Source organism: Mycobacterium sp. ITM-2016-00316 (assembly GCF_002968335.2).
GTDB lineage: Bacteria > Actinomycetota > Actinomycetes > Mycobacteriales > Mycobacteriaceae > Mycobacterium.
In genome coordinates this window covers 5736557-5756908 of sequence record NZ_CP134398.1, presented here as the reverse complement: position 1 = coordinate 5756908, position 20352 = coordinate 5736557, and the positions used below count along the sequence as shown (strand labels likewise).

Genomic DNA, 20352 nt, shown 5'->3' with positions numbered 1-20352 from the left:
ACCGTCATGCCCGCAACGTTCTACCGATCGGTCGGCGAAGAGCGCGATGTTTTCCGGGCTGCGGCGCGGCGAGGATCGCCGATCCTGTTGAAGGGGCCGACAGGCTGCGGGAAGACCCGCTTCGTCGAAGCCATGGCCCAGGATCTCGGCCGGGAACTGATCACCGTCGCCGGACATGAAGACATGACATCGGCCGATCTGGTCGGCAGATTCCTGCTCAAGGGCGGCGACACCGTCTGGGTGGACGGGCCGCTGACTCGGGCGGTACGTACGGGCGCGGTGTTCTATCTCGACGAGATCGTGGAGGCTCGCCAGGACACCACGGTGGTGATCCACCCGCTGGCCGACCACCGGCGTGAGCTCCCCGTCGACCGGCTCGGCGTGACATTGCCTGCGGCACCGGGCTTTCAGCTGGTGATCTCCTACAACCCGGGCTACCAGAGTGTGCTGAAGAGTCTCAAGGAGTCGACCCGCCAGCGCTTCGTCGCCATCGAGCTCGGTTTCCCGCCGCCGGAGATCGAGACCGAGGTTGTCGCCCACGAGGCCGACATCGATCAGGAGACCGCCCGCACGCTCGTGCGCCTCGCGAACGCCATCCGCAACCTGGACGGCTCACCGCTGCGGGAGGCATCGTCGACCCGGATGTTGATCCTCACCGGCGGACTGATCGCCGAGGGGCTCACTGTGCGCAGCGCGGTGCAGTCGGCGATGGTCCAGGTGTTGACCGATGACGCCGATATCGCGCGCGGGCTGGGCGAACTCGTCGATGCGATGTTGCCCCGGGCGTGACGGAGCCCGACCGGCTCCGGCTGCTCGCCACCTTTGTGGCAGGCGTGTCGCTCGATGTTGCGGAGGCCCCCGGTGGGCAACCGGCCTACACCGACGGGCGCACGGTCTATGTGACGGCGGGCGCTTCCCTCGACCAGATCCGCCGCGAGATGCTGCTGCAGAGTGCACTTCTCGGCGCCGGGAGCCTGGCGCCCGGATACCTGAAGGCGATACGGGCGAGACCGTCGACCGCGCGCCGCTATCTGGCGCTGGAGGGTCGGCGGGTGATCGCCGACCTGGCCGAGCGCCTGCCGATCGCGGCCACGCTGCTGTCCGACGGCGGCCCGCACACCGCCGGTTGCGCCGAGTCGCTGGTGCTGGCACGGAGCAGAGGGCCGGTGCCCGACCCGCCGGACTGGTTCGGTGTCATCAGAGCGCGGACGGTGCTCCCGAATGCGGTCGGTCCGGGTTCTGCTGCCGGCGAGAATGATTCGTCTGCACTGTCCACCGATGACGAGGATTCCGGGGACGAGGACGAACCGGGCGGCAAGAGCAAGATCCTCAAACTGTTCGAGGCGCCGGTCAACTCACAAGCACTGTCGGACTTTCTGCGCAAGCTGTTCGGTGGCGCGAAGTCGAACGACGACGATGCCGCCGGCGGTGATCTGCGGGTGTGCTCGGTTCGCCAGGTGCAGCGGCTGGGGATCAACGCACGCCCGGCCCCGACCCACATCCGCTTCACCGGCACGGAGAAGCCCGGGTCTGCTGTGGGTGTGCGCGGTGCCCTGTTCCCGGAGTGGGACGTGCACCACAACCGGTACCGCCCCGACTGGTGCCGGGTCATCGATTTCCCGCTCGTCAGCGATGTCGACGTCGCGGCCGCCGAGGTACCTCAGGATGCGGTGTTGCGACAGCGGCTCGCGCGAGTAGGGCTGGGGCTGAAAAGGTTACGGGCCCGCGCCGACGGCGATGAGCTCGACACCGAAGCGCTCATCGCGATGTGTGTGGATCTGCGTGCCGGCTTCTCACCGCCGGACAACGTCTACCTCGAACGCCGAAAGCTCGAACGCAACCTGGGCGTCCTGATCCTGGTCGATGCCTCCGGGTCGGCCACCGACGCCGACCCGGACGGCCTGGCCGTGCACGATCACCAGCGCCGGGCCGCTGCGACCATGGCGGCGACGCTGGAGGAACTCGGAGACCGGGTGGCGGTCTACGCCTTTCGATCGCAGGGACGCAACGCCGTGCACCTGCCGGCCATCAAGACGTTCGAGCAGCGGTTCGGTGCGGCCGAACGTGCCCGGTTGAACCAGCTGCAACCGTCCGGGTACACCCGCCTCGGAGCCGCCATCCGAGGTGCCGGGGACATCCTGCAGAACACCGCCGGTACCCCGAACCGGCTGTTGGTCGTCCTGTCGGACGGCTACCCCTACGACAACGGCTACGAGGGGCGATACGCAGAGGCCGATGCGCACACCGCACTCGCCGAGCTCCGGGCCGTCGGGGTGGCCTGTCTGTGTCTGTCGATCGGAGCAGGTAGCGGCGGCGAGGAGTTCCAGCGGGTCTTCGGATCGGCCTGCAATGCGGTCGGCGCGTCGCTGTCCGAGCTGAGTCCCCGGATGGACGAGCTGTTCCTGTCCGCGCTACGGGAGCTCGCCGCACCACGCTGACTACGGACTTTCACGGGTGTGCGCACCGGGCGTGATCGGCTCGAAGGTCCCGGCGGCACCCTACTTCGGAGCCGTCATCGACGACCACAGCATCGTGCCCGCCGGCCCGGCAACCCTGTTCGAGACCGCCTTCGCGGACTGGCTGTCACCCTCGCCGCCGATCAGCAGCAGTTCGTCACCGGTGGCGAAGATGTCCCCGGGTTTCGGGATCAACACGGTGTCACCGCGCAGCAATGTCACCAGCGCGGTGTTGGGTGGCAGCTCCAACTGATCCACCCGCTGTCCGACCAGCGAATTGTCCATGGGCAGAGTCAGTTTGGTGAGACTGGCGCGGCCCTCACGCAGGCCCATCAATCGGATGAGGTGACCGACGTCGATGGCGCCCTCGATGCTGGCGGCCAGGGCGCCCGGCGTCGACACCGCCACGTCGATACCCCAGGCCTGACTGAACAGCCACTGGTTGTCGACATCGTTGATGCGCGCGACCACCCGCCGCACCCCGAACTCGGTCTTGGCGAGCAGCCCGACGACCAGATTGGCCTTGTCGTCACCCGTCGCGGCGATCACCACATCACAGGTCTGCGCCCCCGCCTCCTGCAACGCGGACAGCTCGCAGGCATCGGCGAGCAACCAGTCGGCGCCGGCAACGGTGTGCGGTTCGAATCGCCGCCGCTCGCGTTCGATCAGCAGCACCTTGTGGCCGTATTCGAGCAGTTCGCGCGCGACGGAGCGGCCGACGTTACCGGCGCCCGCTATCCCGATCCGCATCTTGCGTACTGCCACCGGGCTATCTTGACTTAACTCTATGACGTTGCACCAGCTGTACCTGGCGATGCTGATCGGCGGCCTCGTGCTGCTCGCGAGCATCATCGGTACCCGGGTGGCGACGCGGGTCGGCTTTCCCGCCCTGCTGTTCTTCCTGCTGGTCGGGGTGGTACTCGGCGAGGACGGGCTGGGCCTGGACTTCGACAGTGTGGAGCTCGCGCGCAACGTGTGCACCGCTGCGCTGGCGGTGATTCTGGTCGAAGGTGGTCTGACAACCCGGTTTTCCGATATCCGCAAGGTGCTGGCGCCGGCGGCCGCACTGGCCATCGTCGGCGTCGTGGTGAGCACGCTGATCACCGCTGCCGCAGCGCACTTCCTGCTCGGCTTCAACTGGCAGCTGGCGTTGCTGCTGGGTGCGATCGTGTCCTCGACCGACGCGGCGGCGGTGTTCTCGGTGCTGCGGGTGCTACCGCTGCCGCGGCGGCTGGCCGGTCTACTGGAGGCCGAGTCCGGATTCAACGACGCACCCGCGGTGATCCTGGTGCTGATGTTCAGTGTGGTGCCGTTCGTGTTCGAACCGGCCGGAGCCCTCGGCGAGATCGTCTTCGAATTGGTGGCCGGAGCCGTGATCGGTTTGGCCGTCGGGTTTCTCGGCGCGCTCACCTTGCGGCGCATCGCGCTGCCGGCATCGGGTCTGTACCCGATCGCCACCTTCGGGTTGGGGGTGGTGGCGTTCGCCGCCGCGGGCAGCGTGCACGGCAGCGGATTCCTGGCCGCCTACCTCTCGGCGGTGGTGCTCGCCAACTCGGGTCTGCCGCACCGCTCGGCGACCCGGTCCTTCGCCGAAGGGCTCGGCTGGCTTGCCCAGATCGGGCTGTTCGTGCTGCTCGGTCTGCTCGTCGACCCGAGTGAACTGGCCCGTGACGTCGTGCCGGCGATCGTCGTGGGGACGATCCTGCTGTTGGTCGCGCGGCCGGTGTCGGTGGCGGCGTCGCTTGTCGGGTTCGGGATCCCGTTCCGGGAGCAGCTTTTCCTGTCCTGGGCCGGCCTGCGCGGTGCGGTGCCGATCGTGCTGGCGACCTTCCCGATCGTCGCCGGGATCGCGGGCAGCTCGCGGTTGCTCAACATCGTCTTCATCCTGGTGGTGATCTTCACGGTGATCCAGGCGCCGAGCCTGCACCTGATGGCGCGCCTGTTGGGTCTCACCGATGGTGAGGTCACCCGCGAGATCCAGGTGGAGGCCGCACCGTTGGATGTGCTCGACGCCGAGCTGTTGACCATGAAGGTGCAGTCCCCGTCGCGGCTGCACAACGTGACGATCCTGGAGCTGCGGCTGCCCGACCCCGCGGTGATCACGCTGATCATCCGGGACGGGCACACCTTCGTCCCGCTGCCCGATACCCGGCTCGCCACCGGTGACGAGTTGCTGATCGTCACCACCAGCACGATGCGCGCCGCCGCCGAGGCTCGGCTGCGGGCCGTCAGCCGGCGGGGCAAGCTGGCCTACTGGTTCGACGAATACGGCGACGCGGAATAGCGTTGTTGCTCAGTCCAATCCATTGGACAACGTCAGGGTGTCACCGGAGCGCAGGCGGCCCTGGTCGGACACCAGGTAGAGCACCGCGTTGGCGACGTCCTCGGGCTCCAGCAGACCGGGCCGGGGGCGGCCCTTGGCGAAGATCTCCTCGACATCGGCGCGCCCCGCGTCGACCAGGTCGGGCCGGATGGTCCGGTAGGTCATCGGATTGTGGATCATCGGGGTGTCCACGCCGGAGGGCAGCAGGGCATTGACGGTGATGCCGTGCTCGGCAACCTCGAAGGAGAGTGAGCGCACCAACGCCACCACACCGGCCTTGGCGGCCGCGTAATGCGCGGCGTCACGGGCCCCGGTGGTCGCGACGCTGGAGGCCGTGGCGATGAGCCGCCCACCGGTGCCCTGCTCGATCAGCCGCGGCAGCACAGCGCGGAAGGTGTTGAAGACACCGGTGAGGTTGACGTCGATCATGGTGCGCCAGCGCTGTTCGGACATGGTCGTGAGCGGGGAACCGCTGGCGATCCCGGCGTTTGCGATGACGATGTCGAGGCGCCCGAACGCGTCATACGCGGCGTCGGCGACCGACTGCATGGCGTTCAGGTCCCGGACGTCGGCGGTGAGCGCGACACATCGCCCGCCTGCCGCTTCGACGGCCCGAACCGTCTCCTGCATGTCTGCGGGGGTGGGCAGTTCGTAATCCACCTCTTCGATCGGGGCTGCGATATCGCAGAACACGATGTCGGTGCCCGCCTGTGCGAGGGCGATCGCGTGCGCGCGGCCCTGCCCACGCGCCCCGCCGGTGATGAGTGCTGTGCGTCCGGTCATGACGTACAGACTGCGCGACGGGCGCGAAATCATCACGGGTCGGCATCAGCGGTGGCAGAAATGTGCCGTTCCGTGGTCAGCTGAAAGCGATGTCTGCTCCCGAATCTCCCACCGCCCACCCGTCGCGTCGGCTGGTGGTCGGCTTGGCCGTGGCTGCGGTGGCGGGCGCCACCGTGCTGGTGATGTCGGCTTCTGCCGACGCCGCTCCGGAGTCGGACAGCCAGGGCTACCTGGAGTCGACCGCGCGCTGCGCCTCGCCGGCCACCGCCGTCATCTTCGGCAGCACCGAGACATCGCGGGTCGCGATCTGCGAACAGTCCGACGGCAGCTACCAATACCGCGGTGTGCGGGTGCGCGACGGGGCTCGGCTGGTGCTGCCGGCCACCGCCACCGGTGACGGGTATGTCGCCGAGAACGACGGGCTGTCCTACACGGTCACCACCGAATCGCTCGTGGTGAGCTCGGGCGACGAGGTGATCCGGGACGAGTCGCTGCTCGATGTGCACACGCCCGAGGAGTTCAGTGTGGTCACCACGCCGACGTCCTCGGCGACGCGGACCTCGACGACTCAGACCTCGACGACGCCGCTACCGCCGCCGCTACCCGCCGAGGCGGGCGCCGGCTGAGTCCGGTGACCGCAACAGGCTCTGCGCGCAGTCGAGCAGCACACGGTGCAGGTCACTGTCTTCGACGTCCTGCAGATGCGGCTCGGCGGTGCTTCCGAAGACCCCCGCGGTGATCATGGCGATGGCGACGCGGGTCCCGATGTCGTGGGTGGCGCCGATCAGCAGTTCCCGCAGGTTGTTGGCGATGTCCTCGAACTCCTGATGCGACTGCACCAGCGATATCACCGCGGGATCGCCGTAGAACAGCGACCCGATCCGGCGATGACGCACCGCGAGCTCGACGAAACCGCTGATCGTCGCGTCGCGACGGGAATCGGGGGAGGCAATCGACTCGGCGATGCGGACCAGCCGCGCCATATCGTCGAAGACCGGCCGAACCACCGCCAGCACGATGTCGTCCTTGGTGTGGAATTGGTAATAGATGGCGGCCTTGCGGACGCCAAGGTGGTCGGCGATCATCTGCAGCGACGTGCCGTTGACGCCGCGTTCGGCGAAGAGGGACAGCGAGGCCTCGATCACCCGTTCGCGCGCGAACCCGCGCTGCGATACCGGCTTGGCCATCGTCGCCGCTCCTTCCTGAGGTTCTGTGCTCACCGACATGACATCCCGGACACTTTGACATGTCGGGGGCCGCGATGCGGTCGATAAGTTGTCCGCGTCACATTTTCTAGCCGTGCGACTTGTACTAGCTTAGCCGTGTGGCTAACCTGACCGCAGTCGGTTAGCAAGGCTATGCGAAAGGCCCAATAGGCGAATGGCGTCCCAGCGGTGAACGTGCTGAAGCGGATCTGGATCCCCCTGGTCATCGTGGCGGTGGTCCTGGTGGCGACGTTCACCGTGATGCGGGTGCGCACATTTTTCGGGACCGGGCCCGGCTACATCTCGACCGAGAACAGCGCCTCCGATGACACCGAGCCGTTCGACCCGAAGGTCGTCAAGTACGAGGTGTGGGGTGAGCCCGGGGCGACGGCCAATGTGAACTACATGGATCTCGATGCTCGCCCGGTGCGCGCCGACAATGTGACGCTGCCGTGGGAGATCACGCTGAGCACCACCGCGCCGTCGGTGTTCCCGACCATTTCCGGGCAGGGCGATGGCAGCACGCTGTCGTGCCGGATCACCGTCGATGACGAGGTGAAGGATGAGCGCACCGTCGACGGCGTCGGCGCCCACACCTACTGCCTGGTGAAATCGGCATGACCTTCAGCAACGAGCCCCGCACCGACGCCATTGCGGTGGCCACGCCCCAACATCGTGGCGGCATCGCCAAGTGGGTTCGCACGCTGGCCCTGCCGATCATCATCGGCTGGGTGGTGGTGATCGGATTCCTGAACGTCTCCGTCCCGCAGCTCGAAGAGGTCGGGCAGATGCGCTCGGTCTCGATGAGTCCGTCGAATGCGCCGTCGGTGATCGCCACCAAGCGGGTCGGCACCGTATTCGAGGAGTTCACCTCCGACAGCTCGATCATGATCGTGCTGGAGGCCGACCACAAACTCGACGAAGCCGACCGCGATTTCTACAAAGAGATGATCGCGAAGCTCGAGCAGGACCCGATACACGTCCAGCACATCCAGGATTTCTGGGGTGACCCGCTGACGGCCTCGGGCGCGCAGAGTGCCGACGGCCAGTCCACCTACGTGCAGGTCTACACCGCGGGTAACCAGGGCGAGGCGCTGGCCAACGAGTCCATCGATGCCGTCCAGGACATCGTCTACAACATGCAGGCACCGCCGGGCCTGAAGGTCTTCGTCACCGGACCCGCTGCCCTGCAAGCGGATCAGCAGATCGCCAGTGACCGTAGCCTGCGGATCATCGAGGCGCTGACCTTCGCCGTCATCATCGTGATGCTGCTGCTGATCTACCGATCGTTCGTCACGATGCTCATCACCATCGTGATGGTGGTGCTGTGCCTGATGTCCGCGCGCGGTGTGGTGGCCTTCCTGGGCTATCACGAGATCATCGGGCTGTCGGTGTTCGCCACCGGATTGTTGGTGACGCTGGCCATCGCCGCGTCCACGGACTACGCGATCTTCCTCCTGGGCCGATATCAGGAGGCCCGTTCCGAGGGTGAGGACCGAGAGTCCGCGTACTACACCATGTTCCACGGCACCGCGCACGTCGTGCTCGGCTCGGGTCTGACGATCGCGGGTGCGACGTTCTGCCTGCACTTCACGAACATGCCGTACTTCGTGACCTTGGGTATCCCCCTGGCCGTCGGCATGACGGTCGTGGTGCTCGTCGCATTGACGCTGGGTCCGGCGATCATCACCGTGGCCACCCGGTTCGGCAAGATCCTGGAGCCCAAGCGCGCCATGCGCACCCGCGGCTGGCGCAAGATCGGTGCGGCCGTGGTCCGTTGGCCCGGGCCCATCCTGGTCAGCACCATCGCGATCACCATGGTCGGACTTCTCGCATTGCCCGGCTATCACACCAACTACAACGACCGTGAGTACATGCCGGCAGATCTGCCGGCGAACGAGGGTTACGCGGCCGCGGACCGGCACTTCTCGCAGGCCCGGATGAATCCCGAGCTGCTGCTGGTGGAAAGCGACCACGATCTGCGCAACTCCGCGGACTTCCTGGTGATCGACAAGATCGCCAAGGCGATCTTCCGGACCGAAGGTGTGGGCCGCGTGCAGGCCATCACCCGCCCGCAGGGAACCCCGATCGAGCACACCTCGATACCGTTCCAGATCAGCATGCAGGGCACCACGCAGAAAATGAACGAGAAGTACCAGCAGGACATGATGGCCGACATGCTCAAGCAGGCCGACGACATGCTGACGACCATCACCAATATGGAAAAGATGAGCGCCATCACCGTGCAGATGGCCGCGGTGACGAATTCCATGGTCGGCAAGATGAAGACGATGACGCTCGACATCGCCGAATTGCGGGACAACATCTCCAATTTCGACGATTTCTTCCGTCCGATCCGCAACTACTTCTACTGGGAACCGCACTGCTTCAACATTCCCGGCTGCTGGGCGCTGCGCTCGATCTTCGACACCCTCGACGGCATCGACGTGATGACCGACGGTATCCAGGACATCATTCCGGACATGGAGCGGCTCAACGCGCTGATGCCGCAGATGGTCGCGCTGATGCCGTCGATGATCGCGACGATGAAGAACATGCGCACCTACATGCTGACCATGTATCAGACCCAGAAGGGCATCCAGGATCAGATGTCGGCGATGCAGGACAACTCGTCGGCCATGGGTGAGGCGTTCGACGCCGCGCAGAACGACGACTCCTTCTACCTGCCGCCGGAGACGTTCGAGAACGAAGACTTCAAGCGCGGGATGAAGAACTTCCTGTCCCCCAACGGACACGCGGTGCGCTTCATCATCAGTCATGACGGTGATCCGTTGAGCCCGGCCGGCATCGAGCGCATCGATGCGATCAAGTTGGCGGCCAAGGAGGCCATCAAGGGCACCCCGCTGGAGGGTTCCAAGATCTACCTCGGTGGTACCGCGGCAACCTTCAAGGACATGCAGGACGGCGCCAACTGGGATCTGATCATCGCCGGAATCGCCTCCATCGGACTGATTTTCATCATCATGCTGATCATCACCCGCAGTATTGTGGCGGCCGCGGTCATCGTCGGCACGGTGGTGATCTCGCTGGGGTCGGCGTTCGGTATCTCGGTGCTGCTGTGGCAACACCTGATCGGTATCCCGCTGCACTGGATGGTGCTACCGATGGCGGTGATCATCCTGCTGGCCGTCGGCGCGGACTACAACCTGTTGTTGGTCGCGCGCTTGAAGGAAGAGATCCACGCGGGACTGAACACCGGCATCATCCGGGCCATGGGTGGTAGCGGTTCGGTGGTGACCGCCGCGGGTCTGGTGTTCGCGTTCACCATGATCTCGATGGCGGTCAGCGAGCTCACCGTGATGGCACAGGTGGGCACCACGATCGGTCTGGGTCTGCTGTTCGACACCCTGGTGATCCGGGCGTTCATGACACCGTCCATCGCGGCGCTGCTGGGCAAGTGGTTCTGGTGGCCGACGCGGGTGCGTCAGCGCCCGGTCGCGCAGCCGTGGCCCCAGCAGCCGGTCGCCGCCGGAAGCTCCTCGCAGGAAACGAGTTGATGATGTTCAAGAAGACATGTGCCGTGTTGTTCGCCGGGGCGGCTGCCCTCGTCTTCGCGGCGCCGGCCCAGGCCGATCCGGACAGTGACTTCGCCAAGGAGTTGCACACCTACGGGATCTATGGGCAGAAGGACTTCAACGCCTGGATCGGCAAGATCGCCTGCAAACGCCTCGACCGCGGCGTCGACGTCACCGCACAGGACTCGGCGAAGTTCGTCTCCGACCAACTGCTGCGCGGCTCCAGCACCGAACAGGCATACCAATTCCTCGGCGCGGCAATGAATTACTACTGCCCCGACAAACGCGTCCTGCTCACCGCGCAGTAAAGGATCACCGCCATGAAGATCAAGAAGTTCAGCCTGGCCACCCTTGCCGCGGCCGCCGCCCTGACCCTGGCCCCCACCGCGGCGGCCGACGCCACCGAGGACTACCCGATCCCGCGCAAGATCCTGCACACCCCGTGCACCGCCGAGCAGATCCTGGCAGCCACCCGCGACACCAACCCGGTGTACTACGAGCGCTACATGATCGACTACAACAACAAATCCCCCGAGGTGCACCGCGCCGTCCAGGACCGCATCCACTGGTTCTTCGCCATGGACTACGCCGGCCGGCGCCAGTACTCCGAAGACACCGCCACCAACGCCTTCTACGAACAGCTGGCCTGGAACTGGCCCAACTGGGCCAAGATCTTCTTCAACAACAAGGGCGTCGTCGCCGCATCCACCGCGGTCTGCATGAACTACCCACCCGACGACATGTCGGTCTGGGTCTGGTGACGCTATAGATTGACCCGGTGCAGAAGCATCGGAGCGCCGCTCTCGTCCTGACCATCGTCGGCGCCCTGCTGTGTGCTCTGGCCATCGGCGGGATCGTGGGATACCGCTTCTATCTGTTGCGCCCGTGGCTTTTTCACCCGCTGCTGTTCGCCGCGATCGGTGGTGTGGCACTGGGGCTGGCCTGCGTGCTGGGTCTGCGGAAGCCACTGATCCGCTGGGGTGGCGCCGCGGTCTGCGTGCTGGGTGCGGCGTCGGTGGCATTCGCCGGGTGGCTCGCGACGGCTTTCCAGTCCGACCTGACCGTCGAATCGCGGCAGGCGTCGCCCGGCGCCTCACTGGAACTTGTCGTCCTCAGCGGCAGCGCCACCCTCGCGCCGGATCCGGTGTGGGAACTGCGGGTACGCACCCACCAGGGTCTGCTGTCCCGCGAATACGACCTTGGCTGCGTCAACGGCGATCTGTTGTCGCTGAACACCATTGGCTGGAGCGGTCCGACATCGATCCGGGCCGTGCTGTCCAGCGGTGTCGTCGACATCGCCGTCGACGGTGACGGCCGACCGGACCGCACCGTCGACGGCGGCTGCTAGCTGAGGTGGTGTACTTCCTGCAGCCCGTACACCGGCGTCGGCAGACCCTCGTAGCGGGCCTTCAACTGCAGCGCCAGATAGAGCGAATAGTGCCGCGACTGATGGAGATTGCCGCCGTGGAACCACAGATTGGGTTGCTGGGTGGGCTTCCACATGTTGCGCTGCTCGCCCTCCCACGGTCCGGGATCCTTGGTTGTCTCACTGCCCAGGCCCCACACCTTGCCGACCTTGTCGGCGACATCCTGACCGATCAGATCGGCCGCCCAGCCGTTCATCGAACCGAACCCGGTGGCGTACACCACCACATCGGCGGGCAGCTCCGTACCGTCGGCCAGCACGACGCTGTCGGCGGTCAGGTGTGACACATCGCCGTGCGCGAGCTTGATGCTGCCGTCGGCGATCAGATCACACGCGCCGACGTCGATGTAGTAGCCGGAGCCGCGGCGCAGGTACTTCATGAACAACCCCGAGCCGTCATCGCCCCAGTCCAGGTCGAAGCCGGCAGCTTCCAGCCGGTCATAAAAGTCTTTGTCCCGCTCGCGAATCGCGTCGTAGATCGGGATCTGGAACTGGTGCATGATCCGGTACGGCAGGGATGCGAACGTCAGATCGGCCTTCTCGGTGGTCATTCCGGCCGCCAGCGCGCGCTCGGAGTACAGGTCGCCGAGCCCGAGATCCATCAGCGAATCCGATTTCACGATGTGGGTGGATGAGCGCTGCACCATCGTGACGTCGACCCCGTTCTCGACCAGTGCCTTGCAGATGTCGTGCGCGGAGTTGTTGGATCCGATGACCACGGCGCGCTTACCGGCGTACTGATCCGGGCCGGGGTGGTGGCTCGAATGGTGTTGCTCCCCGGTGAATTCGTCCTGTCCGGGGAACGTCGGCACATGCGGCTTCCCCGACATCCCGGTGGCCAGCACGAGCTGCGTCGGGTGCAGGGTGAGCCGCTCGCCGTCACGGTCCACCTCGACGGTCCAGCGCTGTTCGGATTCATCGAAGGATGCGGACAGGCAGGTGGTCTTGGACCAGTAGGGTACCTCCATGACCCGGGTGTAGAACTCCAGCCAGTCACCGATCTTGTCCTTCGGCGCGAACACCGGCCAGTTCTGCGGGAACGGCAGGTAGGGCAGGTGGTCGTACCAGACCGGGTCGTGCAGGCACAGCGACTTGTAGCGTTTGCGCCACTGATCGCCGGGCCGTTCGTGTTTGTCGACCACGATCGCGGGTACGCCGAGCTGACGCAGCCTGGCGCCCAAAGCGATTCCGCCCTGCCCGCCGCCGATGACCAGGATGTAGGGCTGCTCGGAGTAGCCGAGCGCGCGGTCCTCGTCGAGCTTGCGTTCCGCCCAGGACCGGGTGTCCGGGTCGGACCCGTGCACCGCGCCGAGCACCCGGGTGGGGCCCTTGCGCTCCTCATGGTCCTTGAGTTCCTGCAATGCGGTCAGCAGGGTCCACGCTGTATCCGCCCCGTCGTCGCTTGCTTTCAAGCGCAGGTGCCCGGTGCCGCGGCCCACCGCGGTCTCGAAGTCGATGAACGCCGACACGACGCCCTCACCGTCGTCGGTGGCCGGTTCCCGGGTGCGGAACCGGGACGGATCCGTACCGGTGAGTCGGCTCTGCAGCATCTCGCCGATCGCGTCGCGGCCCTCCATCGTCTTCAGGTTCCAGGTGAACGACACCAGGTCGCGCCAGAAGCTGTCGACGGCGAACATCGCGGTGGCCCGCGCGATATCGCGGGTGGCCAGGGCCGTCTCGAACTGGGACAGCCAGGCGTCGACACGTTCTTGCGGCGAAGTGCGGGGGGCGGGGGCAACGTGAAGATCAGCGATCTGTGTCATGTGAGCCAGCACACACCCGGTCTCGACGCGAACGCAAGGGCTGCAACCCCCTGCAACTCTTTCGCGATGTGCGCCAGGTCACATAGAACTGCATGCATGAGAGCAGCTGTGTACTACGGGCCGAACAAAGTCGATGTGACCGATGTACCGGAGCCCGAGCCGAGGCCGGGGACCGTCAAGGTGCAGGTCGGATTCAACGGCATCTGCGGCACGGACCTGCACGAATACTATGCCGGGCCGATCTTCGTGCCGACCACACCGCACCCGCTGACCGGCCGGCAACTTCCCTTGGTGATGGGCCACGAATTCTCCGGCACCATCACCGCGCTCGGCGCCGACGTCCAGGGTTGGGCCGAGGGTGACCGGGTGGCGATCGAGCCGATCTACCGGTGTGGGAAGTGCGGGCCGTGTCAGGCCGGCACCTACAACATCTGCGCCCAGATCGGCTTCCACGGGCTGATGTCCGACGGCGGGATGGCCGAATACACCGTCGTGCCCACCGACATGCTGCACAAGCTTCCCGACAATGTGTCGCTGGAACTGGGCGCCCTGGTGGAGCCGATGTCGGTGGCCTATCACGCGGCCACACTGGGCGATGCGCACCCCGGTGACACCGCGATGGTGTTCGGCGCGGGTCCCATCGGCATCGGACTGTGGTTCGCCCTGCGCGGCAAGGGCATCGAGGACACCTTCGTCGTCGAGCCGTCCGGCACGCGGCGCGCCGCCATCGAGTCGCTCGGCGCCCGAACCCTGGATCCGGCAGCCGTCGACGTACCGTCCTTCATCGCCGACCACACCGGCGGCCGGGGCGCCGGCGCGGTGTATGACGCGGCCGGGGTGGCGCCCGCCGTCGAGACCGCGCTGGCCTGCATCGGTGCGCGCAAGGCCATGGTCAGCGTGGCGATCTATGAGAAACCGCTGACCACCCCGCTGCTGAACCTCGTGATGAACGAATCCCGCATCCAGGGCTCGCTCTGCTACACGGCAGCCGATTTCGAGGCCGTCATCGATCTGATGTCGCGCGGGGCCTATGACACCACCGGCTGGGTGACCGCCATCGGTATCGAGGACGTCATCGACGAGGGCTTCGAGGCCCTACATGCCGGAACCAAGATGAAGGTTCTGGTCGATCCCGCCAACCCGAAGGACCCGTCATGACACGCACGATCCCCGCCCCGCTGCTCGGCAAGGTGGCACTGGTGACCGGTGCCGGCCGCGGTATCGGCCGCGGCATCGCCCATGAGCTGGCCGGCCAGGGCGCCGACCTCGCGCTGGTCGATGTCAGCGCCGATACGCTGGCCGACGTCGCCGACGAGATCACCGAGATCGGCTCCAAGGTCACCACATTCGTCGCCGATGTCTCGGACCGCGCGGCGGTCTTCGAGGCCGTGGAGCACGCGGCGAGCTCGCTCGGCGGGTTCGACATCATGGTGAACAACGCCGGGATCGCCCTGGTGGGTCCGATTGCCGAGGTGACACCGGAACAGTTGTCCCGGCTGTGGGCGATCAACGTCGACGGTGTGCTGTGGGGCATCCAGGCCGCGGTCGCCAAGTTCACCCAGCTCGGCACGAGGGGCAAGGTGATCAACGCCTCGTCCATCGCGGGCCACGAGGGGTTCGCGATGCTCGGCCCCTACAGCGCCACCAAATTCGCGGTCCGGGCACTCACCCAGGCCGCGGCCAAGGAGCACGCCGCGGACGGCATCACCGTCAACGCGTACTGCCCGGGGGTCGTCGGCACCGACATGTGGGTCGAGATCGACAAGCGGTTCGCCGAACTGACCGGCGCCGCCGAGGGGGAGACCTTCGAGAAGTTCTCCGCCACCATCGCACTCGGCAGGCCGGAGACACCGGAGGATGTCGCCGGATTCGTCGCCTACCTGGCCGGGCCTGGCGCGGACTACATGACCGGACAGGCCGGCCTGATCGACGGGGGCATGGTCTACCGGTGACCTGCCCGTGACAGCCCGTGTGACGGGGAGCACAATCGGGACCATGGCCGGCTCCTCGATCCCCGAGCCCGCGGTCGCCGTCGGTGACGACCCGCGTCGGTACGCCATGCTGCTCTCCGAGGTGTACGACGCGACGATGGCCGGATCCCGGTCGCCCGCAAGGCCACGCTCGGTCATCGCGGATTCCTGGAACAGGCTGCTGGGCAGTGGAATTGACCCCGAGCATCACGACCCGCCGGATGTGGACCGCAGCGGGCTGGATCTGCTGCGGCAGTCCTCGGGTCTGACGGCGGTGCTCGAGGACATCTCGCGCGGACTGGAGTCGGTGATCGCCGACGGCAACAACATCCTGGTGGTGGCGGACGCCCGTGGCCGGGTGCTGTGGCGGTCGGGCACGCCGAGGGTGCTGTCGCAGGCCGACCGGCTGGGCTTCGTCGAAGGAGCCAACTGGGGGGAACCCGCGGTGGGGACCAACGCGATCGGCACCGCGCTGGTCTCCCGGCGAGCGGTGCAGATCTTCTCCGCCGAGCACTTCCTGCGCAGCCACCACGCCTGGACGTGCGCCGGCGCGCCCATCCGCGACCCCCGCACCGGGCACGTGATCGGCGCCGTCGACGTGTCCGGACCCGCGTCCACGGTGCACCCCACCACCGTGGCACTGGTGGATCTGGTGGCGCGTCTGGCGGAATCGCGGCTGCGCGAAGCCCACGAACGCACGCTGAACCAGTTGCGGGCGGTCGCCGCTCCGATGCTGGCCCGGATGGGCTCGCCGGCGCTGGCGGTCGACCCGGAGGGCTGGGTGGCGGCAGTGGATTCGCTGCCGCCGCACAACCGGATCCTGTTGCCGCACAATGCCGGAGCTGGCCGGGCATGGATACCGGCCTTGGGTGCCTGTGAGCTGGAGCCGCTGTCGGGCGGCTGGCTGGTGCGCCCGGTCGAGGAAATGGCGGCCGACGGCCCGGCCGGGCGTGCCACGCTGGACCTGCGCAACCACAGCGCGCCGACGCTGTCGATGGTGGGCCAGTCGGGCACCTGGTGCCGCGACATCTCTCCGCGGCACGCCGAGATACTGCTGGTGCTCGCCACCCGCCCCGAAGGGCGCAGCGCACCCGAGCTGGCCGCCGACCTGTACGGCGACCGCTCCCGGGTGGTCACCGTCCGTGCCGAGATGTCCCGGCTGCGACGGCAACTGGTCGGTCTGATCGCCGGCCAGCCGTATCGCTTCACCGATGGCGTCGTGGTGGACGTGTGCCGGCCGGCGGATCCGGGCGCGCTGCTGCCGGGGTCGTCGGCGCCCGCGGTGTGCGCGATCCGCAATCAGAGCCTGTGACCGGGATCTCTGAGGGAAAGTCTTGCGGTACGCGCGTACCAAGTTAGGGTCACCTTACTTACAGTTGAGTGAGGTGCTCATGCGAAAGATTCGGGTTGCTGTCATCGGGGCCGGTCCGGCCGGTATCTATGCGTCCGACATCCTGACCAGCGAATACAAGGATGCTCGCGTCGACCTGTTCGACCGGTTGCCGGCCCCGTACGGGCTGGTTCGGTACGGGGTCGCGCCCGATCATCCACGGATCAAGGAGATCATCAAGGCGCTGCGCCGGGTGCTCTCGCGGGACGAGATCCGCTTCATCGGCAACGTGCACTACGGCACCGACATCACGCTGACCGATCTGCGCCGCCACTACGACGCCGTCATCTTCTCCACCGGCGCGCGTCGCGACCGCCCACTGGATATCCCGGGTATCGACCTGCCCGGCAGCTACGGCGCCGCGGACTTCGTGTCCTGGTACGACGGACATCCCGACGTGCCGCGCACCTGGCCGTTGGAGGCCCGCGAGGTCGCCGTCCTTGGCGCGGGCAATGTGGCCCTCGACATCGCTCGGATGCTGGCCAAACCCGCCGATGAACAGCTCGGCACCGAGATCCCCGGCAATGTCTATCAGGGGCTCGCCCTGAACAAGGCGACCGACATTCATGTCTTCGCCCGCCGCGGCCCGGCCCAGATCAAGTTCTCGCCCATGGAGTTTCGTGAACTGTCGCACTCGCCGAGTGTGGACGTCATCGTGCACCCGGAGGGATTCGAGATCGACGAGGCCAGCCAGAAGGCCATCAACTCGACCAAGTCGATCAAGCTCGTCGTCGACACCATGATGAAGTACATGGACCGTGAGGCGACCGACGCGCCGCACCGGATCCACATCCACCTCTGCCAGTCGCCCGTCGCGGTGCTCGGCACCGATGCGGTGGAGGGGCTGCGCGCCGAACGCACCGAGCTGATCGGCGACGGAACCGTGCGGGGTACCGGGGAATTCACCGACTGGCCGGTGCAGGCCGTCTACCGCGCGGTCGGCTACCTGTCCTCGCATCTGGCCGATCTGCCGTTCGACCACCACGGTGGTGTGGTCCCCAACGACGCGGGACGGGTGCTCGACGCGGACTGGATGGTGGTGGACGCGACCTACGTCACGGGCTGGATCAAGCGCGGACCGATCGGCCTGATCGGTCACACCAAATCCGATGCGGCCGAGACGATTGCCAGCCTGCTGGCGGACCTGCCGGGCCTGCGCGCGCCCGAGGTCGATGATCCGGACGCCATCCTGGGCCACCTGTCCGGCAACGGGGTCGACTACACCACCTGGGCCGAATGGGAACGACTCGATGCCCACGAGGTCGCCCTCGGTGCCGAGCAGGGCCGTGAACGGGTCAAGCTGGTGCCGCGGGCGGACATGATCACCGCAGGTAGGCGTCCGCCCACGCACCGATGATGCGGCCGGCCCGCTTGGCCTGACCGGGCCCGGTGAGCAGGTGCTCGGAACCCTCCAGCGAGACGAAGCTGCGGGGGTGGCGGGCCATCCGGAAGATATCGCTGGCGTTCTCGATGCCGACGGTGTTGTCGGTCGGCGAGTGCAGGATCAGCAGCGGCAACCGGAGACCCTTGATCTTGTCGTCCAGCTTGGCGCGCCGCACGTCCTCGACGAAGGCGCGCTTGAGCGTCAGGGTCTTGCCGCCCGCCATCCACTGCCCGCTGCCCTCGGCGAACACCTGATCCAGACAGGCGTCGTACTGGTGCTCGACATGGGTGGGGTCGAACGGCGCGCCGACGGTGACCACGGCGCGCACCCCGTCGCAGTCACGCGCGCAGGCCAGCACCGCCGCGCCGCCCCACGAATGGCCCACCAGCAGATCGGCGGGGGTACCGCGCGCGGTCATGAAATGGCATGCCGCGATGACATCGTCGACCTTGCAGGTGAACGATCCGTCACCCCAGTCGCCCTCGGAGCCGCCGAGGCCGAGCGCATCGAAGCGGAGCATGCCGATCCCGTCGGCGGCCAACTGCTTACAGATCCGTGCCGCGGCGGGCGAGTCCTTGCCGAGGGTGAATCCGTGCGAGAAGACCCCCCAACCGCGCACCGGACCCTCGGGGAGGTCGATGAGACCGGCCAGGGCGGGTCCGGTCGCGCTGGGGAAGGTGACGCGTTCAGCCATGCCCAGGGTTTACCACGGCGATGCCCCGCACCTTAGGGTGGCGTTCGTGCCGCTCAATACCGTCGCGCTCGAACTCGTCCCACCGAACGTGGAACGGGGTGCGCAGTACGCCGTCGAAGAGGCGATCAAGGTCCGCACGTTGTCGCAGGAGAGGGGCGTCGGGATCGGGCACGTCATGATCCCCGGGATGATCGACGAGGACGACGACCGCCCGATCGAGATGAAGCCCAAGATGGACGTGCTGGAGTACTGGTCGCTGATCCAGCCCGAACTGCCCGGATCCCGCGGACTGTGCACGCAGGTCACGTCCTTCCTGGACGAGCCGGCGCTGCGCGGCAGGCTCACCGAGCTGAACGGGGCGAACTTCGACGGCATCGCCTTCGTCGGGGTGCCGCGCACGCTCAGCGACGGCGAGGGCGGCGGTGTCGCCCCCACCGATGCGCTGTCCACGTTCGAGAGCCTGGTGCCCAACCGCGGGGTCATCCTGATCCCGACCCGCGACGGTGAGCAGGGCCGCTTCAACTTCAAGTGCAACCAGGGCGCCACCTACGGGATGACCCAGCTGCTGTACTCGGACGCCATCGTCGGTTTCCTCACCGAGTTCGCCCGCACCACCGAACACCGTCCGGAGATCCTGCTGTCCTTCGGTTTCGTGCCGAAGCTGGAAACCAAGATCGGCCTGATCAACTGGCTCATCCAGGATGCCGGTAACGCGGCCGTGGCCGCCGAACAGGAGTTCGTCAGCAGGCTGGCGCCGCTGGACCCCGACGCCAAGCGCCGGGAGATGCTGGACCTGTACAAGCGGGTGGTCGACGGTGTCGGCGGGCTCGGCTTCCCGCTGAGCGTGCACTTCGAGGCGGCCTACGGTCCGTCGGCGCCGGCCTTCGACACCTTCGCCGCGATGCTCGACTACTGGGCGCCGGAAAGCTCCAGCTCGAACGCCGGATAGTCGGCCAGCATCCTGCGCAGCGCGGCCTCGAACTGCCACATCGAGGTCAGGTCATGGTCGAGGCGACAGTCCACCGCCGCGACCGCCCCGCTCGCCGGCGGCGCGTCGTGCACCCGGTCGGCGATCCGGTCGAACAGCGTGTGCGGCACGGCCAGGTAATGCCACGGGTCGTGGTGCGGGGCAGTCAGCATCGCCGCATACAGCAGACCGTGCTCGGTGGCCACGATGTGGGTGGCGGTGACTTTCACCGGGGCATGCGCCTCGGTGTGGCCCCATTCGGCGGCGGCCACCCGGCCGGCCAGCACGTGCAGCCGGACGTCGTCGGTGATGAGCTCCGGGAACTGCGAGCGGGTGATCTGCGGACTGGAGCGGCTCCCGACATCGAGGCAGTCGCGAAGCATGGTGCCGAAGTAGTCGTTCATGGACACCTCCCAGACCTCGAGCGTGCACCCGGGCGGGGGTGATGGTCAACC

The 20352-nt window shown here is 66.9% G+C and carries 20 protein-coding genes; 14 read left to right on the top strand and 6 right to left on the bottom strand.

The genetic code is table 11. The features are described from left to right. Positions 1–6: 6 nt before the first annotated feature. Entirely contained in the window at positions 7–789 is a 783-nt protein-coding gene (locus C6A86_RS27935) for a CbbQ/NirQ/NorQ/GpvN family protein (RefSeq protein WP_105361412.1), read from the top strand. Beyond that, positions 786–2438, top strand: a complete 1653-nt coding sequence (locus C6A86_RS27930; RefSeq protein ID WP_311100957.1) for a VWA domain-containing protein — start codon at positions 786–788, stop codon at positions 2436–2438. Before C6A86_RS27935 ends, C6A86_RS27930 begins: the two co-directional genes overlap by 4 nt. A gap of 60 nt (positions 2439–2498) precedes the next feature. Here C6A86_RS27930 and C6A86_RS27925 read toward each other — a convergent pair whose 3' ends face one another. Further along, the gene (locus tag C6A86_RS27925; RefSeq protein ID WP_199196047.1) at positions 2499–3206 is read right to left on the bottom strand and encodes a TrkA family potassium uptake protein; all 708 of its coding nucleotides are present in this window, start codon (positions 3204–3206) and stop codon (positions 2499–2501) included. A 37-nt stretch (positions 3207–3243) separates the two neighbouring features. Here C6A86_RS27925 and C6A86_RS27920 point away from each other — a divergent pair, with 37 nt between their 5' ends. Then, positions 3244–4740, top strand: coding sequence for a potassium/proton antiporter (locus C6A86_RS27920; RefSeq protein ID WP_105361584.1), 1497 nt, complete (start codon positions 3244–3246; stop codon positions 4738–4740). 9 nt (positions 4741–4749) lie between these two features. Here the strand turns inward: C6A86_RS27920 and C6A86_RS27915 are convergent, their stop codons facing one another. Continuing rightward, positions 4750–5562, bottom strand: coding sequence for a mycofactocin-coupled SDR family oxidoreductase (locus C6A86_RS27915; protein WP_105361587.1), 813 nt, complete (start codon positions 5560–5562; stop codon positions 4750–4752). A gap of 89 nt (positions 5563–5651) precedes the next feature. Here C6A86_RS27915 and C6A86_RS27910 point away from each other — a divergent pair, with 89 nt between their 5' ends. Next, entirely contained in the window at positions 5652–6188 is a 537-nt protein-coding gene (locus tag C6A86_RS27910; protein ID WP_105361586.1) for a hypothetical protein, read from the top strand. Here C6A86_RS27910 and C6A86_RS27905 read toward each other — a convergent pair. Next, positions 6162–6749, bottom strand: a complete 588-nt coding sequence (locus tag C6A86_RS27905; RefSeq protein WP_105361583.1) for a TetR/AcrR family transcriptional regulator — start codon at positions 6747–6749, stop codon at positions 6162–6164. The two genes, C6A86_RS27910 and C6A86_RS27905, sit on opposite strands and share 27 nt — an antisense overlap. 207 nt (positions 6750–6956) lie before the next feature. On the opposite strand from C6A86_RS27905, the gene C6A86_RS27900 reads away from it, so the two are divergent. From C6A86_RS27900 to C6A86_RS27880, 5 genes are read left to right on the top strand one after another with little or no spacing between them, the layout of a single operon-like run. After that, positions 6957–7388 (top strand): MmpS family transport accessory protein, encoded by a 432-nt coding sequence (locus C6A86_RS27900; RefSeq protein ID WP_057169356.1) that lies wholly within the window; start codon positions 6957–6959, stop codon positions 7386–7388. Further along, positions 7385–10285: an MMPL family transporter gene (locus tag C6A86_RS27895; RefSeq protein ID WP_311100956.1), complete on the top strand. Its 2901-nt coding sequence runs from the start codon at positions 7385–7387 to the stop codon at positions 10283–10285. The genes C6A86_RS27900 and C6A86_RS27895 overlap by 4 nt, the downstream gene beginning before the upstream one ends. After that, entirely contained in the window at positions 10285–10611 is a 327-nt protein-coding gene (locus C6A86_RS27890; protein ID WP_311100955.1) for a DUF732 domain-containing protein, read from the top strand. The genes C6A86_RS27895 and C6A86_RS27890 overlap by 1 nt, the downstream gene beginning before the upstream one ends. A 12-nt stretch (positions 10612–10623) precedes the next feature. After that, the gene (locus C6A86_RS27885) at positions 10624–11064 is read left to right on the top strand and encodes a DUF5078 domain-containing protein (RefSeq protein ID WP_311100954.1); all 441 of its coding nucleotides are present in this window, start codon (positions 10624–10626) and stop codon (positions 11062–11064) included. A 17-nt stretch (positions 11065–11081) separates the two neighbouring features. Beyond that, a complete protein-coding gene (locus C6A86_RS27880; RefSeq protein WP_105363110.1) occupies positions 11082–11651 on the top strand; it encodes a hypothetical protein in 570 nt (189 codons plus the stop codon). Here the strand turns inward: C6A86_RS27880 and C6A86_RS27875 are convergent. Then, the gene (locus tag C6A86_RS27875; RefSeq protein WP_105363109.1) at positions 11648–13492 is read right to left on the bottom strand and encodes an NAD(P)/FAD-dependent oxidoreductase; all 1845 of its coding nucleotides are present in this window, start codon (positions 13490–13492) and stop codon (positions 11648–11650) included. The two genes, C6A86_RS27880 and C6A86_RS27875, sit on opposite strands and share 4 nt — an antisense overlap. 96 nt (positions 13493–13588) lie before the next feature. On the opposite strand from C6A86_RS27875, the gene C6A86_RS27870 reads away from it, so the two are divergent. From C6A86_RS27870 to C6A86_RS27855, 4 genes are all read left to right on the top strand, one after another. Next, positions 13589–14650, top strand: coding sequence for a 2,3-butanediol dehydrogenase (locus C6A86_RS27870; RefSeq protein WP_105363108.1), 1062 nt, complete (start codon positions 13589–13591; stop codon positions 14648–14650). Beyond that, positions 14647–15444 (top strand): acetoin reductase, encoded by a 798-nt coding sequence (locus tag C6A86_RS27865; RefSeq protein WP_105363107.1) that lies wholly within the window; start codon positions 14647–14649, stop codon positions 15442–15444. The genes C6A86_RS27870 and C6A86_RS27865 overlap by 4 nt, the downstream gene beginning before the upstream one ends. A 43-nt stretch (positions 15445–15487) precedes the next feature. Next, on the top strand, positions 15488–16774 hold the full coding sequence (locus C6A86_RS27860) for a helix-turn-helix domain-containing protein (protein ID WP_105363106.1): 1287 nt from the start codon (positions 15488–15490) through the stop codon (positions 16772–16774). A gap of 79 nt (positions 16775–16853) precedes the next feature. Beyond that, positions 16854–18209 (top strand): FAD-dependent oxidoreductase, encoded by a 1356-nt coding sequence (locus tag C6A86_RS27855; protein WP_105363105.1) that lies wholly within the window; start codon positions 16854–16856, stop codon positions 18207–18209. Here the strand turns inward: C6A86_RS27855 and C6A86_RS27850 are convergent. Then, positions 18175–18930, bottom strand: a complete 756-nt coding sequence (locus tag C6A86_RS27850; RefSeq protein WP_105363104.1) for a S9 family peptidase — start codon at positions 18928–18930, stop codon at positions 18175–18177. The genes C6A86_RS27855 and C6A86_RS27850 overlap by 35 nt on opposite strands. 46 nt (positions 18931–18976) lie before the next feature. On the opposite strand from C6A86_RS27850, the gene C6A86_RS27845 reads away from it, so the two are divergent. Beyond that, a complete protein-coding gene (locus C6A86_RS27845; RefSeq protein ID WP_199196168.1) occupies positions 18977–19879 on the top strand; it encodes a mycobacterial-type methylenetetrahydrofolate reductase in 903 nt (300 codons plus the stop codon). On the opposite strand, the gene C6A86_RS27840 is transcribed toward C6A86_RS27845, so the two are convergent. Next, the gene (locus C6A86_RS27840; protein WP_105363102.1) at positions 19840–20301 is read right to left on the bottom strand and encodes a hypothetical protein; all 462 of its coding nucleotides are present in this window, start codon (positions 20299–20301) and stop codon (positions 19840–19842) included. The genes C6A86_RS27845 and C6A86_RS27840 overlap by 40 nt on opposite strands. Between the last annotated feature and the right edge of the window lie 51 nt (positions 20302–20352).